The 15,222-nt window shown below is 52.6% G+C and carries 23 protein-coding genes; 22 read left to right on the forward strand and 1 reads right to left on the reverse strand.

Annotation, left to right across the window (positions count from 1 at the left end):
- The first annotated feature begins 206 nt into the window (after positions 1-206).
- The 10 genes from M2422_RS21385 (at position 207) to M2422_RS21430 (ending at position 5,114) form a co-directional block, all read left to right on the forward strand.
- Entirely contained in the window at positions 207-527 is a 321-nt protein-coding gene (locus M2422_RS21385) for a LexA family transcriptional regulator (RefSeq protein ID WP_259142378.1), read from the forward strand.
- Complete coding sequence (locus M2422_RS21390) at positions 524-913, forward strand: RusA family crossover junction endodeoxyribonuclease (protein WP_259142380.1); 390 nt, start codon at positions 524-526, stop codon at positions 911-913. Before M2422_RS21385 ends, M2422_RS21390 begins: the two co-directional genes overlap by 4 nt.
- Before the next feature lie 24 nt (positions 914-937).
- On the forward strand, positions 938-1,654 hold the full coding sequence (locus M2422_RS21395) for a phage antirepressor KilAC domain-containing protein (RefSeq protein ID WP_404997316.1): 717 nt from the start codon (positions 938-940) through the stop codon (positions 1,652-1,654).
- Entirely contained in the window at positions 1,651-2,640 is a 990-nt protein-coding gene (locus M2422_RS21400; protein ID WP_259142384.1) for a DUF968 domain-containing protein, read from the forward strand. Before M2422_RS21395 ends, M2422_RS21400 begins: the two co-directional genes overlap by 4 nt.
- 13 nt (positions 2,641-2,653) lie before the next feature.
- Positions 2,654-3,232 (forward strand): DUF1133 family protein, encoded by a 579-nt coding sequence (locus M2422_RS21405; protein WP_259142386.1) that lies wholly within the window; start codon positions 2,654-2,656, stop codon positions 3,230-3,232.
- 155 nt (positions 3,233-3,387) lie between these two features.
- Positions 3,388-3,783 (forward strand): phage holin family protein, encoded by a 396-nt coding sequence (locus tag M2422_RS21410; RefSeq protein ID WP_022648767.1) that lies wholly within the window; start codon positions 3,388-3,390, stop codon positions 3,781-3,783.
- Positions 3,770-4,051, forward strand: a complete 282-nt coding sequence (locus M2422_RS21415) for a phage holin family protein (protein WP_022648766.1) — start codon at positions 3,770-3,772, stop codon at positions 4,049-4,051. The genes M2422_RS21410 and M2422_RS21415 overlap by 14 nt, the downstream gene beginning before the upstream one ends.
- Positions 4,051-4,677 carry a glycoside hydrolase family 19 protein gene (locus tag M2422_RS21420; protein ID WP_259142390.1) on the forward strand — a complete coding sequence of 209 codons (627 nt, stop codon included), beginning with the start codon at positions 4,051-4,053 and terminating at the stop codon, positions 4,675-4,677. Before M2422_RS21415 ends, M2422_RS21420 begins: the two co-directional genes overlap by 1 nt.
- 7 nt (positions 4,678-4,684) lie before the next feature.
- Positions 4,685-4,960 (forward strand): hypothetical protein, encoded by a 276-nt coding sequence (locus M2422_RS21425; RefSeq protein ID WP_096152019.1) that lies wholly within the window; start codon positions 4,685-4,687, stop codon positions 4,958-4,960.
- Complete coding sequence (locus M2422_RS21430) at positions 4,911-5,114, forward strand: hypothetical protein (RefSeq protein WP_219998871.1); 204 nt, start codon at positions 4,911-4,913, stop codon at positions 5,112-5,114. Before M2422_RS21425 ends, M2422_RS21430 begins: the two co-directional genes overlap by 50 nt.
- 115 nt (positions 5,115-5,229) lie before the next feature.
- On the opposite strand, the gene M2422_RS21435 is transcribed toward M2422_RS21430, so the two are convergent.
- On the reverse strand, positions 5,230-5,574 hold the full coding sequence (locus M2422_RS21435; RefSeq protein ID WP_259142394.1) for a hypothetical protein: 345 nt from the start codon (positions 5,572-5,574) through the stop codon (positions 5,230-5,232).
- A 134-nt stretch (positions 5,575-5,708) separates the two neighbouring features.
- Between M2422_RS21435 and M2422_RS21440 the strand changes: the two genes are divergently transcribed.
- The 12 genes from M2422_RS21440 (at position 5,709) to M2422_RS21495 (ending at position 15,222) form a co-directional block, all read left to right on the forward strand.
- Positions 5,709-7,166: a glycosyltransferase family 2 protein gene (locus M2422_RS21440; RefSeq protein ID WP_259142395.1), complete on the forward strand. Its 1,458-nt coding sequence runs from the start codon at positions 5,709-5,711 to the stop codon at positions 7,164-7,166.
- Positions 7,148-7,738, forward strand: a complete 591-nt coding sequence (locus tag M2422_RS21445; RefSeq protein WP_404997304.1) for a hypothetical protein — start codon at positions 7,148-7,150, stop codon at positions 7,736-7,738. The genes M2422_RS21440 and M2422_RS21445 overlap by 19 nt, the downstream gene beginning before the upstream one ends.
- Entirely contained in the window at positions 7,738-8,088 is a 351-nt protein-coding gene (locus M2422_RS21450) for an HNH endonuclease (RefSeq protein ID WP_032619870.1), read from the forward strand. Before M2422_RS21445 ends, M2422_RS21450 begins: the two co-directional genes overlap by 1 nt.
- Positions 8,089-8,245: 157 nt before the next feature.
- Complete coding sequence (locus M2422_RS21455; protein ID WP_080327451.1) at positions 8,246-8,743, forward strand: phage terminase small subunit P27 family; 498 nt, start codon at positions 8,246-8,248, stop codon at positions 8,741-8,743.
- Complete coding sequence (locus tag M2422_RS21460) at positions 8,743-10,479, forward strand: terminase TerL endonuclease subunit (protein WP_259142396.1); 1,737 nt, start codon at positions 8,743-8,745, stop codon at positions 10,477-10,479. Before M2422_RS21455 ends, M2422_RS21460 begins: the two co-directional genes overlap by 1 nt.
- Positions 10,479-11,783 carry a phage portal protein gene (locus tag M2422_RS21465; RefSeq protein WP_259142397.1) on the forward strand — a complete coding sequence of 435 codons (1,305 nt, stop codon included), beginning with the start codon at positions 10,479-10,481 and terminating at the stop codon, positions 11,781-11,783. Before M2422_RS21460 ends, M2422_RS21465 begins: the two co-directional genes overlap by 1 nt.
- A 13-nt stretch (positions 11,784-11,796) precedes the next feature.
- Positions 11,797-12,645, forward strand: coding sequence for a head maturation protease, ClpP-related (locus M2422_RS21470; RefSeq protein WP_259142399.1), 849 nt, complete (start codon positions 11,797-11,799; stop codon positions 12,643-12,645).
- A 9-nt stretch (positions 12,646-12,654) separates the two neighbouring features.
- Positions 12,655-13,866: a phage major capsid protein gene (locus M2422_RS21475; protein WP_063846376.1), complete on the forward strand. Its 1,212-nt coding sequence runs from the start codon at positions 12,655-12,657 to the stop codon at positions 13,864-13,866.
- 40 nt (positions 13,867-13,906) lie between these two features.
- The gene (locus M2422_RS21480) at positions 13,907-14,191 is read left to right on the forward strand and encodes a hypothetical protein (protein ID WP_259142403.1); all 285 of its coding nucleotides are present in this window, start codon (positions 13,907-13,909) and stop codon (positions 14,189-14,191) included.
- Positions 14,191-14,517, forward strand: a complete 327-nt coding sequence (locus M2422_RS21485) for a head-tail connector protein (RefSeq protein WP_259142406.1) — start codon at positions 14,191-14,193, stop codon at positions 14,515-14,517. Before M2422_RS21480 ends, M2422_RS21485 begins: the two co-directional genes overlap by 1 nt.
- Positions 14,514-14,858 (forward strand): phage head closure protein, encoded by a 345-nt coding sequence (locus M2422_RS21490; protein ID WP_259142408.1) that lies wholly within the window; start codon positions 14,514-14,516, stop codon positions 14,856-14,858. The genes M2422_RS21485 and M2422_RS21490 overlap by 4 nt, the downstream gene beginning before the upstream one ends.
- Complete coding sequence (locus M2422_RS21495; protein WP_259142410.1) at positions 14,839-15,222, forward strand: hypothetical protein; 384 nt, start codon at positions 14,839-14,841, stop codon at positions 15,220-15,222. The genes M2422_RS21490 and M2422_RS21495 overlap by 20 nt, the downstream gene beginning before the upstream one ends.

Below are 15,222 nucleotides of genomic sequence, written 5' to 3' on the forward strand. Positions count from 1 at the left end.
GAGCAGGAAAACGCTGTGCGTGATGTAGCTCGACAATGCTCTGATGCCATTAAGAAAGCCCTGAAGAAGAAGCCAAAGCCAAGCTGGAATGTCGTAGTGCCTCCGATCCTTAAGGAGTACCCCGAGAAGGTGAAACCGATGGGCGTAAGTCTGGTGATGTTCAACAGCGTAATAGGACGCCTGAACGGGCGTTATGGAGTCGAGTCATGATGGAATTAACGCCGCGTCAAAGTGAAGTGTATGAAGCTATCAAGGTTCACATCGAAAGGGTTGGCTTCCCACCAACATTGTCCGAACTTGCTGAACTGATTGGTTGCTCATCGCAGAACGCTGCTGCTGAGCATGTGAAGGCGCTAAAGAAAAAAGGTTACCTCTCCATTGCTCCTGGCGCTGCCAGGGGCATTACCGTCGTCAAAACAGAACTGGATGCTGATCCGGTAGCGATCATTAAAGGTCTGTTATCCGGTGGAGACAAGGCAAGAGTTAACGCTGTTGAATGGCTGAAAAAACAGGGAGTGACTGTATGAAACTGGTGCTCCCGTTCCCTCCGAGCGTAAACACCTACTGGCGAGCCCCGAATAAGGGGCCGTTAAAAGGCCGCCATCTTATCAGTGAGAAAGGCAGGGCATATCAGAGTGCGGCATGTGCAGCGATTATTGAGCAGCTGCGTTTTCTTCCAAAACCATCATCGTCACCAGCTGCGGTGGAGATACTTCTCTTTCCACCAGATGCACGCCGCCGCGACATCGACAATTACAACAAGGCTCTCTTTGACGCGCTTACTCACGCTGGCATCTGGGAGGATGACAGTCAGGTGCAGAGAATGCTGGTGGAGTGGGGCCCGAAAGTACCCGGTGGACGAGTAGAGATATCGATCAAAAAACATGAACCTCTGGCGGGTGCAGCCGCCTGATAAGTGGAGAAGAGCATGAATCAGATGAATATCACCGTAATGTGCCCGACTCACCACGCCGCAGCGATGGGGCAGCCAATAACGATGTCCAGCCGTGAGATTGCAAAACTGGTCGACTCACGGCATAGCAACGTCTGTGTGACCATCGAGCGCCTCATGAATTCTGGTGTTATTGGGGGGTATGCTGCAATGCAGTACACCCACCCTCAGAACCAGCAGGTTTACCATTACTACGAAGTTAACAAGCGAGACAGTTACGTAATCGTCGCGCAGCTCTGCCCGGAGTTTACCGCCCGTCTTGTTGACCGCTGGCAGGAACTGGAGAGCGGAGCCGGGATGGTGGTACCTCAAACGCTTCCTGAAGCACTCCGACTGGCCGCCGACCTTGCCGAACAGAAGCAACGCCTGAGTGAAGAACTGGCAATCGCCGCACCTAAGGCTGAATTTGTTGATCGCTACGTCAAAGCCACGGGCTCAATGACTTTTCGGCAGGTTGCCAAGCTCCTGAACGCTAAAGAACCCGAGTTTGCTTTATTCCTCATTGAGAACGGCATCATGTACCGGCTAAACCGTGTGCTTACACCAAAGAGTAAACACATCGAAGCAGGGCGCTTTGAAGTTAAGACCGGGACAACAAACCAGACCAACTACGCATTCAATCAATCTCGCTTCACCGCAAAGGGCGTGCGCTGGATTGGTGGCTTGTGGGCTGAACATATTGCTAAGGGACAAATTGCGTGAGAGCCATACTGACACCTGAAGTTGCGCCAATATCCGGGGTGGTACTGTTCCGCCCAGGTAACGAATTGCTGTGGCTGTTTCGTCGTGGCCGTGTAGTGATTGAAACGCCTTCCGAAGCAATCCAGCACCTGCCATCTGGCCTGATTCCTGAAGCGCACCAGCCACTGACAGATGATGTCAGTATGAGGGAGCTTTTCCTGAATGAGAGAGTTATTCAGCGTGCTGGTGGTCTGAGTGGCCTTGATTCCTGGCTGGAACGTAAATTTGAATGTCAGTGGCCGCACAACGAATGGCACTCAAAGGACTTTACGGTAATGCGTCACGCCCCAGGAAGCATTCGCCTCTGCTGGGGTTGCGATAACCAGTTGCGTGAACAAACCACTGAAAGACTGGCAGGAATTGCCATGCAGAACCTGGTAAAATGGCTACTCGAAAGGGTGAATATTATGCTGGGCTTTGGCGCAGACCACACCCTGACGCTTCCGGAGTTCTGCTGGTGGATGGTACGTAACGATCTGGCTGACCTTATTCCTGAATCATTGGCGACGCAGGCACTAAGGATTAAGCCTGAATCGCACAGCTCAGTGATGCGGGAAAGTGAAATTGTTCCGTCATTACCGGCTACTGAAATCCTCCAGGAGAAAGTTAAGAAGATAGTCTCGGTGAAGGTGGATCCTGAATCCCCGGAATCTTTCATGCTGAGGCCAAAGCGCCGCCGCTGGGAGAACGATAAGTACACCCGCTGGGTGAAGTCGCAGCAGTGCAGTTGCTGCAATAACCCGGCAGACGACCCCCACCACCTGATAGGCCACGGGCAGGGTGGAATGGGTACTAAAGCGCACGACCTGTTTGTGATACCGCTGTGCAGAGCGCATCACGACGAGTTGCATGCTGATCCTGTGGCATTTGAAGCGAAATACGGCGACCAGTTGGTGCTGTTGTTTCGGTTTTTAGATCGTGCGCTGGAAATCGGCGTACTGGCGTAAGTGGAGACGCAACATGATCAATCCTTCAGAAGTTGGCAAATCAGGCGAGATGGTTCGCCTTCGCACTCTCGAAAGCATCTGGGTACAGGGTAAGCTCCGCATGTGGGGCCGGTGGTCTTATATCGGTGGCGGCTCAGGCGGAAACATGTTTAACCAGTTGCTTGCATCCGGGAAAATCACTAAGACAGCAATCAACGATGCGCTTCGCCGCATGAAGAAATCCGGTATCACTAAACCTGAACTGGAAGCATACCTGCGCGAAATCCTCGACAGCAAAAACAAAAGTGGCCTGGCCTTCTGTTCCGACGAAGAGGGCCTGAAGGTGGATGGCGTTATTGCTTCGGTCCTAATGAATGATGAATACCATGGGTTGTATGGCGTAATCGTTGACCGTCACCGGCTGCGTAAGAGCAAACTGCAGATGGCCAACGAGCTTAATGCAAAACACCCTGACTGGACCCTAATCACATGCCGACGACGCATTGACACGTGGGTAAGTTTGGCAGAATCGATCCTGTACGCTCCACTATGTGACGCGTTTGGCACAAATAGCGACAGATTTAAGTTGCAGAGTGAGCAAGAAAGTGCTTAAATTGTGTTAGGCTCGGGACAGTAAAGCGTACTGAGCAACAGAACAAAACATAAACCCGCCACTGCTGCGGGTTTTTTATTTTAAGGGCTGCCTACGGGCGGCCTTTTTTGTTTCCCCTCGTTCTGAGAGGACTCACGGCAATAAGAGGGGGCTAAATGTCCGATCCTGTTTCTGGCACTACGGTAGCGGCTGGTGGTCTGATGGGGGCCAGCATGTTCGGTCTGGCAACCGGCATAGATTACGGTGTGGTGTTTGGCGCATTCGCTGGGGCGGTGTTCTACGTCGCTACTGCGGTTAATATCAGCCGCCTTAAGCTGGTGGGCTACTTCATCACCTCTTTCATCTTCGGCGTTATCGGCGCTCCACTGCTTGGCTCTTACTTCTCCAAATGGACGGGGTATAGCGACAGGCCACTCGATGCGCTGGGCGCGGTAATCGTAGCCGCTATTGCTATTAAGCTGCTGACGTTCGTCAACAGTCAGGATTTGGGTAGCCTGTTTGGAATTCTCTCGCGTTTACGTGGTGGAGGGGCCAGCAATGGTAACAAGTGATCCGAGTGCGATGGCAAACGCAATTATCTCTGCTGTTATCGTTATTGCACTGATGTTCTACCAGCGCGGCGGGGCGAGACATCGCCCTCTGATATCGCTGATGGCTTATTTCACGGTGCTGGTATACGCCAGCGTCCCTTTCCGTTACCTGTTCGGCCTGTACCATGAATCGCACTGGTTCGTGGTGCTGGTGAACGTCCTGATATGCGCCGCCGTTCTCTGGGCTCGGGGAAACGTAGCGCGCCTGGTTGATGCACTGAGGCACTAATGAACCAATCACAATTTCAAAAGGCGGCTGGGCTAAGCGCCGAGTTAGCTGCGCGCTGGTTTCAGCCAGTAAGTGATGCAATGAAAGAGTTCGGCATCGCCAAGCCGGTAGATCAGGCGATGTTTATTGCTCAGGTAGGCCATGAATCAGCTGGCTTCACTTTGCTGGTGGAGAGCTTCAATTACCGCATTGCGGCACTCGTGAATTTCATCCGTGCAGGACGCCTCACAACAGACCAGGCAAACACGCTTGGCCGTCGACCTGAAGAACGCACTTTACCGATTGAGCGCCAACGCGCCATTGCTAACCTGGTATACAGCAAACGCATGGGGAACAACGCTCCAGGCGACGGCTGGTTATACCGGGGGCGTGGCCTTATCCAGATTACCGGCCTCAACAACTACCGTGACTGTGGGAACGGCCTGAAGGTTGATCTGGTTAAGCAGCCTGAGCTATTGGCCGAAGATGTTTACGCAGCCAGAAGCGCGGCGTGGTTCTTCGCCACTAAAGGATGCTTGAAGTACTCCGGCGACCTGATGCAGGTGACGAAAATTATCAACGGCGGCACGAATGGACTTGAAGATCGTCGCGCTCGCTTCGGTCAGGCCAAAACAGTACTGGTGTGAGGTTGATATGGGTTTAGAAACGATTATCGGTATTGCTGCACTGATAATGGCGGCTATCGCTGGTGCTTTTGGCATTGGTCATTCACGCGGCACCAGCAAAGCGGAAGCGAAAGCAGACCAGCAGCGCACCGAAGAAAAGGCCGCAGCCACTGAAGCAGTAGCCGAACGCCGGGTAGAAGCAACGAAAGAGGCCAGCAATGTACAGCAGACTGTTAACCGCATGCCTGATGACGATGTTGATCGCGAGCTGCGTGACACGTGGAAGCGTCCCGGTGGTGGTTGATACCGCATGTGACTGGGTAAAGCCAATCTACCTGACCGATCATGATATTGACGTCATGGACCGCCAGACGAAGAAAGACATCCTGGCGCATAACAAAGCGTGGCAGGCGAACTGCCAGAACACCAAAGAGAAGCATAGAACTGGATTTAACTAGTTCGTCGAGTTATCAATCAGCGGCGAAATGTTCAAGTCAAATCGCCCGCCTATTAATGTTTTCACTATACCAACACTGTCAGCCATGCTATGAAGCGTTGCCAAGTTGGTCAGTTTTATTGTGGATTTTTCAGGAATGACGTAACAAGACCTTCAAGGAATTGATAAACAGTCGATGCATTTGCAAAAGCTGATAAATATTCAAATAAACCAGACTTTGAAATGGCTTGTTTTTTCTGTTCAGACTTAGCTTCACTGTAATCTTTTACTAGTTGAGTCAGTTCTTCTGGCTTTGTGAGCAATTTATCTAAAAGTAGCTGCCACTCTTCCTCGCTACCGTGCTGCAAAAAGCCGATTCGGCATGATTGAGCATTTGTATTGATGAGTTCGGCATCAACTCCTTTACCGAACACAAATCCAACCCCACAGTCTACGGCGCTGCAACCTGTCATTTTGATCATTTAACCCTCCGAACTGACATATGTTTTGTTTAATCAGATTAATCCTAACATATAACACTTAATGAATAATTAGGTGTTAATCACGCTGACAGAAGCTACTGACTTCCGATAGTGGCTTTTTAATTGGAGTAAATATGCAGGTCACTATTGATGGTGTCCCATATGCACCCGTCTGCGCAATTTCATCGAAGATCGGGATTGCAATAACGACACACCAGCGCGCCGACGTTCTGAAACGAACGCTAGAACAGCACATGAAGCACCTGCCAGCCGGTGCGCTGATGGTGGTTATCGATGACGGTTCAAGGCCTGCAGCGGTAGTGCCACACGGCGTGCAACTGCTTCGCCATGAAACATCACTCGGCATTGTTGCTTCGAAGAACGCCAGCCTGTCAGCCCTGATAGATGCCGGGTGCGAGCATCTTTTTTTATGGGATGATGATGCCTGGCCGATCGCCGATAACTGGCACCTGCCATATATCGAATCTACAGAGCCGCACCTGGCTTATCAGTTTCTCGATCTGGCTGGTCCGCGAAAGATTAACGATATGACCGTTCTGTACCGGGATGATAAGCATATTGCTTACACTGGGCAGCGCGGAGTGATGTTGTACTACCACCGCAGCGCCATCGAGAAGGTGGGCGGGTTCGATCCGGTGTATGGCCGGGGCATGTATGAGCATCCTGATCTGGCGCTTCGGATTTATAACGCTGGCTTAACGTCCTGGGCGTTTGCTGATGTGGTTGGCTCTGAAAAGCTGATTCATTCGATGGATGAATACGAAGAGGGCGCGCGCAGCATACCGAGGCCTGAACGTGAAGCGCTCGATAAAAAGAACGCTGTGATTTACGGGCAGCGCCGGGATTCAGGATATACAGGCTATGCCGAATATAGATCTCAGCGCGATGTGGTAATAACAACGTTGCTTACCAGCCAGCCAGACCCGCAGCGCGGTACGAAAATGGCGGCCGAACCTGACATGCTGGCTAAATGGGCCTCATCACTTCGGAATTGTGGCCGTATCGCGCTGGTGGATGAACTGCAGACGGCACCGGCAGGCGTTGAGCTGTATCGTGTTCCTGACGTGAAGATGAATGTCTACTTCCGGCGCTGGCTGCATATCTGGCAGCACCTGCGCGATCACCCTGAATACCGGTTCGTCTGGTGTACTGATGGTACCGATGTCGAAATGCTCCGCGCACCGTGGGAAGAGATGCAGCAAGGTAAGGTTTATGCAGGTTCAGAACCGAAGACCTACGCCGACACCTGGGCGAAACAGAATCATCCTGAGCGTATCTATCAGGAATTCATTGAAGCGCACCGCGGTGATGTGATGCTTAACGCTGGTCTGCTGGGTGGCAGCCGCGCTGATGTAATGGCGTTCGCTCACGGCATCATCCGTCTTTACTACCGGATCGAGAGTTATCGTTTCTGGAAGAAAGAACAGGCTGGCGCTGCTGTGGGCGATATGCTGGCGTTCGGTATTGTCGCGCAGTCATTCGCTGACAGGCTGGTCACCGGACCTCTGGTTCATACCGTTTTCAAAACTGATGGAATCGGTGGGGAGGCTACATGGTGGAAACACAAGTGAAGTTTGCGGTTATCGGACACCATTCCCGATATAAGCAGGCATCGCGCCTTGCTGGACTTCTCGGAGATGTACTGCTGATTGATAGCGGAGACCATGGCGCAAACTGGAATCATCGCCGCGCGCTTGAATGGGCTTCATGGCAGGATTGCCGGGTAGTGATAATCGAAGATGACGCATTGCCTGTTCCAGATTTTATTGAGCAGGTTAGCGAATGGCTTAACCGCTTCCCGGAATCGCTGGTGAGTTTCTACCTGGGTACGGGGCGACCACCTCAGTATCAAATGCAGATAGCTGAGCGGCTGATTGTTGCTGATAAGACTCAGGCTGATTACATCACGCTGCAGCGGCTTATACACGGCGTTTGTTATAGCGTACCCCCTCAGAATATTGAACGAGTCCTTTCTCGATGGGACAGCAGCAAGCCAGCGGATTATGCCGTTGGTGATGCCTATGGCGGCGCTGTGGTTTATCCGTGTTACTCGCTGGTGGATCATGCTGACGGCGAACCGGTTGAGCGTCACCCTGACTCAGCGCCACGAACAGAACGCCGCCGGGCGTGGAGGTTAGCCTGATGCCTGCGTTAATACCGAGAGCATGCCGCAAGCGTGGCTGCCCTGGCACAACCACCGACCGCTCAGGCTATTGTCCCAAACACCTTAATGAAGGCTGGCAGCAGCATCAGCGAGGACAGAGCAGGCATCAGCGAGGTTATGGCAGCAAGTGGGACAGGCTGCGCCCAATCGTTCTCGACAGAGATAAGCACCTTTGTCAGGAATGCCTGCGAAATGGAAGGTATACACCCGCTGAGACGGTGGACCACATCACCGCCAAAGCAAATGGGGGGACCGATGACCTGTCCAACCTCGAAAGCCTCTGCAAGCCTTGCCACAGGGCGAAGACAGCGGTCGAAAGACTCAAATGACATCAATTCTCATTTGAATCGAAAGAGGGGGAGGGAGGGTTGAAAGTTCAGGAACGACGCGCCAAAGGACCGCCGCCTAACCTCTTTTCACATCGCCGCAGGTTAGAAAACTTTTTTATGGGGTCCCCCACTCGATGATTAATAGGAGTTTTCGATTATGTCTGGACCACCGAAAACCCCGACCCATCTACGTTTGGTGAGGGGTAACCCATCAAAACGCCCGATTAATGAAAACGAACCAAAGCCAACTCCAGGGGTACCCCCAACGCCGAAGCATTTCGACAAGCAGGGGAAATACTGGTTCAGGCGTATGGCTGAAGAGCTCGATGCGCTTGGCGTCATGTCGCAGCTGGACGCGAGAGCACTTGAGCTTCTGGTTGAGGTTTACACCGAGTACCGGCATCACTGCGATACGCTGGAGAGAGAAGGCTACACCTACGCCGTTTATAGCGACGAAGAGCCAGACGAAGGCAAAGAGCGAGAGATTCGCATGATCAAGGCTCACCCGGCCGCCATTATGAAAGCTGATGCCTGGAAACGTCTGCGCGCCATGCTCGGTGAGTTCGGCATGACGCCAGCCAGCCGCTCTAAAGTCAATGCAAAAGGTCCTGATGCGGTTGATCCGCTGGCCGAGTTTATGAAAGCGAGGGATTAATGGCTAAGGTTGCAGAAGGCATCCGCTACGCCGAGCGGGTGATGGCGGGTGAAATTATTGCCTGTGAGTATGTGCGCCTTTCCTGTCAGCGTTTTCTTGACGATCTGGCACACGGCGAAGAGCGCGGCATTTTCTTCAGTGAGCCGCGCGCGCAGCACATTCTGAATTTCTATAATTTTGTGCCTCACGTAAAAGGCGCTCTGGCAGGCCAGCCTATTGAGCTGATGGACTGGCATGTTTTCATCCTTATTAATATTTTTGGTTTTGTTATCCCGCTGGTTAACGAAGAGACGGGGGAAACCGTTCTGCGTAACGACGGCAGCGGTCGGCCGGTGATGGTTCGGCGTTTCCGTACAGCAGATGTTGAGGTGGCCCGTAAAAATGCCAAATCAACGCTTTGCTCCGGCGTGGGGCTTTATATGGCTGGCGCAGACGGCGAGGGCGGGGCGGAGGTTTATTCCGCTGCAACCACCCGTGACCAGGCGCGAATTGTTTTTGAAGACGCGAAAAATATGGTCAAGAAGGCGAAAGCCACTCTTGGGCGGATCTTCGAATTCAACAAGCTCGCTATCTACCAGGAGCAAACGGCCTCCAAATTCGAGCCTTTATCATCAGATGCGAACAACCTCGACGGCCTGAACATTCATTGCGCCATCGTCGACGAGCTGCATGCTCATAAAACCCGTGACGTCTGGGACGTTCTTGAGACGGCCACCGGCGCGCGCCTGCAATCTCTGCTTTTCGGTATCACCACCGCCGGCTTCAACAAAGAAGGCATCTGTTACGAACTACGCGATTACGCAATCAAGGTCCTGCGCGGCCTGGTTAAAGACGATACGTTTTTTGCCATCATCTACACCTTAGATGAAGGTGACGATCCCTTTGATGAAAAAGTCTGGCAGAAGGCGAATCCGGGGCTGGGTATCTGTAAGCGCTGGGATGATCTGCGCCGCCTGGCTAAAAAGGCGAAAGAGCAGGTTTCGGCCAGGATTAACTTTTTCACCAAACACATGAATATCTGGGTTACCGCTGAGTCTGCCTGGATGGACATGATGAAATGGGAAAAATGCGAGTTTATCGCCCCGCAGCACGAACTTAAAACCTATCCCTCCTGGGTGGGCGTTGACCTTTCAAACAAAATTGATATCTGTGCAGCCGCTAAAGTCTGGCGCGCGCCAGGTGGCCACGTTCATGCGGATTTTAAATTCTGGCTGCCGGAGGGACGCCTTGAGAAGTGTTCACGCCAGATGGCAGAGCTCTATCGTAAGTGGGCCGAGATGGACAAGCTGATCCTTACCGACGGGGATGTAATCGACCATGCTCAGATTAAGGAAGAGCTGCAGGTGTGGGTTGCTGGCGAGAGTCTGAAAGAAATTGGCTTCGACCCGTGGAGTGCGACGCAGTTCAGCCTTGCGCTGGCAGAAGAAGGGCTGCCGCTGGTGGAAGTTCCGCAGACGGTTCGCAATTTCTCTGAGGCGATGAAAGAGGTCGAAGCGCTGGTATACGGTGGCCGCTTCCATCACAGCGATCACCCGGTAATGAACTGGATGATGTCCAACGTAACTGTCAAACCTGACCGGAACGAGAACATTTTCCCGAACAAGTCCACACCAGAGGCCAAGATTGATGGCCCGGCGGCATTGTTCACAGCAATGAGCCGCGTTCTGGTTAACGGTGGCAACGACCAGCAGGATCTCTCCGGATTCTTCAATAATCCCATCATGGTAGGTTTCTGATGAAAAAAAACAAACAGCCAGGCAGGGTGAAAAGCGCTCTGCTTAACTGGCTTGGTGTGCCTATCAGCCTGACTACCGGCACGTTCTGGGAGGAATGGTTTGGCACCAGCAGCAGCGGAAAGGTGGTCACGGCCGATAAAGCCATCCAGCTATCGGCTGTGTGGGCATGCGTAAGACTGTTAAGCGAGTCTATTTCAACCCTTCCGCTGAAAATATACGTTCGACAGCCTGACGGTTCGCGTAAAGCGGCAACAGATCATCCGGCCTATTCGATACTGTGCCGCCGACCCAATTCAGAAATGACACCATCACGCTTTATGTTGATGGTGGTCGCCAGTATTTGCCTGCGCGGGAACGCCTTCATTGAGAAGAAATTCATCGCAAACCGCCTGGTTTCGCTGGTGCCTTTACTGCCGCAGAACATGGTGGTTAAACGTCTCACTACCGGGGCGCTGGAATACAAATACACTGAAAACGGAAACGAGCGCGTCATTCCGGTCAAAAGCATCATGCACATTCGCGGGTTCGGTCTGGATGGTGTTTGCGGCATGATGCCGATGAAGACTGGCCGGGATGTGATCGGTTCAGCAATGGCGGTTGAAGAGTCCGCGGCGAAAATCTTCGAACAGGGTCTGCAGAGTTCAGGATTCCTCTCTTCTGATAAAGCTCTGGATGATACTCAACGTGAAAAACTTCGCGGGTACATGGCGGCGTTTACCGGCTCGAAAAACGCCGGGAAGATCATGGTGCTGGAGGGGGGCTTGACGTACCAGGGCGTGACCATGAACCCGGAAGATGCTCAGATGCTCGAAAGCCGCGCATTTAGCATTGAGGAAATCTGCCGCTGGTTTCGCGTGCCGCCTTTCATGGTTGGTCACACCACGAAACAAAGCAGCTGGGCATCAAGCCTGGAAGGTATGAACCTGCAGTTTCTGACTCATACACTTCGACCGCTGCTGGTGAATATTGAACAGGAAATTGGCCGGTGCTTACTCGACAGCGATGACGAAGTGTTTGCAGAATTCTCTGTTGAAGGTCTACTGCGAGCCGATAGTGCAGGTCGCGCGGCATACTATACAAGCGCGCTTCAAAATGGCTGGATGTCCCGTAATGACGTTCGTCGTCTTGAGAACATGCCGCCAATTGAAGGGGGCGATATTTACACCGTTCAGCTCAACCTGACGCAACTGAAAAATCTCGAAAGCACTAACCCTGCTGTTCAGGCACTGGCCCTGCGAGAGCTGCATAACCACGTATTCCCCGATATTTCCTTTGAACAATCTCCGCTGAAACAGGCCGCTTAGGAGCACTTTCCTGATGAGCAAAAAACAACTTCCGGTAGCACCGGCGGGTCGCCCCTGCGCGCGCGTTACCTGTGAAACATTACCGTCTGCACTGGACCGCTGGGACGGCGGGATCAAAGCGGCGGCCACCGACGATAACAGCATTTCTGTTTTTGATGTTATCGGGCAGGACTACTGGGGCGAAGGGGTAACAGCTAAACGTATTGCCGGTGCGCTTCGGGCTATGAACGGCGCCGACGTCACGGTGAATATCAACTCACCGGGCGGCGACATGTTCGAAGGTCTGGCTATTTATAACCTGCTCCGCGAATACGAAGGCCGTGTAACGGTGAAGGTGCTGGGCATTGCCGCCAGCGCCGCCTCGATAATTGCGATGGCCGGGGATGATATTCAGATTGGCCGCGGTGCCTTCCTGATGATCCACAACTGCTGGGTATACGCGATGGGAAACCGCCATGATTTTGCAGAACTGGCACAGTCACTGGAACCCTTCGATACCGCTATGGCTGACATCTACGCGGCGCGCTCCGGCCTTGATATGGCCGCTGTGCAGAAGCTGATGGACGCGGAAAGCTATATCGGTGGCAGTGATGCTGTGGAGAAGGGACTGGCAGACAGCTTGCTTTCTGCTGATGCGGTCAGCGACGGAGACGAATCGCCTGCAGCCGCGCTTCGCAAACTTGATGCATTGCTGGCCAAGACCAACACCCCGCGCTCTGAGCGCAGAAAACTCATTAAAGCCTTATCCGGTGGCATGCCTGGCGCTGTCACCACCAACGACGGTACGCCGGGCGCTGCCGAAGACATCAAACCTGAAACCATCAATTCACTTGAAAGCGCCCTGGCGGCGTTAGTCAAATAAGGACCCTTTATGTCTGAAGTAAACGATATTCTGAAAAAAGTCACGGCCAGCATCGAAGAGGCAACCGGCAAGTTCAATGCGAAAGCAGAAGACGCACTCAAAGAGGCGCAGAAATCCGGCAAGCTGTCAGAAGAAACAAAGGCAGCCGTTGATAAAATGGCTTCTGAGTTCAACGCCCTGCGCGAAGCAGAAAAAACGCTGAAGGCTGCGATGGGGGAGCTGGAGCAACATGTTGCTCAGATGCCGCTGGCTAACGCGAAGCATGTTGTGGAATCAATCGGCCAGCAGGTGATCTCTGCTGAAGCGCTGAAAACCTTTGCTGCAGGTGTTGAAGGTGGCAAACGTATCAGCATCCCTGTGAAGGCTGCCCTGACTTCGGTGGATGTACCTGATGGTGTTGTGGAGCCACAACGCCTGCCGGGTATTGATACGGCACCGAAACAGCGCCTGTTCATCCGCGATCTGATTGCTCCAGGTCGTACTTCCTCCTCTGCTATCTTCTGGGTGCAGCAGACGGGCTTTACCAATAACGCGAAAGTGGTTCCTGAAAACACGCAGAAACCATACAGCGAAATTGAGTTTACGCCGAAAATCACTGGCGTCAGCACCATTGCCCACCTGTTCAAAGCCTCCAAGCAGATCCTGGATGACTTCGCACAGCTGCAGTCCACCGTTGATGCAGAAATGCGCTACGGGCTGAAGTACGCAGAAGAGCAGGAAATTCTCTTCGGTGATGGTACCGGCGTGCATCTGCATGGCATCGTTCCTCAGGCGTCAGCGTTTGATCCAGCGTTCACTGTTGAACAGCAGAGCGGTATTGACGATCTGCGTCTGGCAATGCTGCAGGTGCAGCTGGCGCGCTTCCCGGCTTCCGGTCATGTCCTTCATTTCATTGACTGGGCGCGGATCGAGCTGACAAAAGACAGCCTGGGCCGCTACATCCTAGCTAACCCTGCGGCGCTGACTGGACCGACTCTGTGGGGCCTGCCGGTTGTTGCCACCGAAGCAGCAGCATTCCAGGGGAAATTCCTGACCGGTGCTTTCAACGCAGGCGCGCAAATCTTCGACCGCGAAGATGCGAACGTGGTGATCTCCACAGAGAATGCCGACGACTTCGAGAAAAACATGCTCACCATCCGTTGCGAGGAACGTCTGGCGCTGGCCGTCAAACGCCCTGAGGCATTTGTATACGGTGCATTCCGCACTGGCGCTGGTAGCTGATAAATAATGCGGCCTTCGGGCCGCTTTTACAGGTGGGAAAATGAAACTGATTGCACTTAAACCGATTTATTTCGGCGGTACTGTCGTTACTGAGGGGCTTCCGCTGGAAACTCTGGAACAGCACGGTCGCGAGCTCATCAAAAAAGGCTATGCGAAGCTCGATGAATCAGAAAATCCTGCAGAGCAGGAACAGCAGCAGGAACAGCAGCAGGAACAGCAGCAGGAACAGCAGCAGGAACAGCAGCAGGAACAGCAGCAGGAACAGCAGCAGGAACAGCAGCAGGAACAGCCGGAAGTAAAAGCGGACAAGAAGGCGAAAAAATAATGGTCGATCTTGATGTGGTGAAACAGCACTGCCGCATTGATACCGATTTTTCCGGAGATGATGCACTGCTGACTTTATACACCGGTGCGGCGGCGCGTTACGTCCAGACATGGACAAGGCGAACGCTTTATGAAAATAAAAGCTCCCCTGGCTACGCAGACGACCCGGACCCGATACTGCTCAATGATGATGTTAAGGCGGCAATGCTACTGCTGATTGGTCACTGGTACGCGAATCGTGAATCTGTTGTTATCGGTGAGACTGTGGCTCAGGTTCCCTTTGCCGTCGAAGCTCTACTTCAGCCTTACAGGATTTATGGCCTATGAATTCTTTACGTGCTGGCGAGCTCAATAAACGCATCAGATTAGAGAAAATGGAAACTCAGCGAGGACCGCTTGGTGAACCACTGCCGTCAATCGCGGTGGAGGTTGCTACTGTATGGGCAAAGGCGGAAAACGTATCTAATCGAAAAATTCGCACAATCGACCAGCAGCAGGTGGTTGAAACCTGGCTATTCACGATCCGGCTACGTCCAGACATTGAAGCTGACTGGAAAGTAACTTGGAATGAAGAAGTCTATACCGTACGCGCTGTTGACCGTAGCAATCCTGATCGATGTGTAATTACGGCTGAACGGGATATCCGACATGATAGAACAGGCAATTAAAACCTCGCTTGAACGTCTTTCCGGAATGACTGTTTATCCTCTCCTGTTGCCAGATAGTGAGCAAAACGGAATTACTTTTCAGCTGATATCAGACCCGGATATAGAAAACGGGATGGTGCGTACAGGGCTGATAGCTGGCCGCTTTCAAGTCTCAATTTATAAAGTGGGTGATTACACCGGGCTGGTCAAACTGGATAGGGCTATCTGGTCTCACTGGAAAGGCATTATCCATGGAGAGCTTGAAGGTTATCCAGTTCAATATATTCAGCGTGGAAATATTCTGCAGGACAAGACAACCCTTACTAGCAACCAAATTCAGTACAGACTTATCCGCGATTACGTACTTTATTTTTATGAGGAGTAA

This window comes from Enterobacter sp. SLBN-59, assembly GCF_024807915.1.
GTDB lineage: Bacteria > Pseudomonadota > Gammaproteobacteria > Enterobacterales > Enterobacteriaceae > Enterobacter > Enterobacter asburiae_B.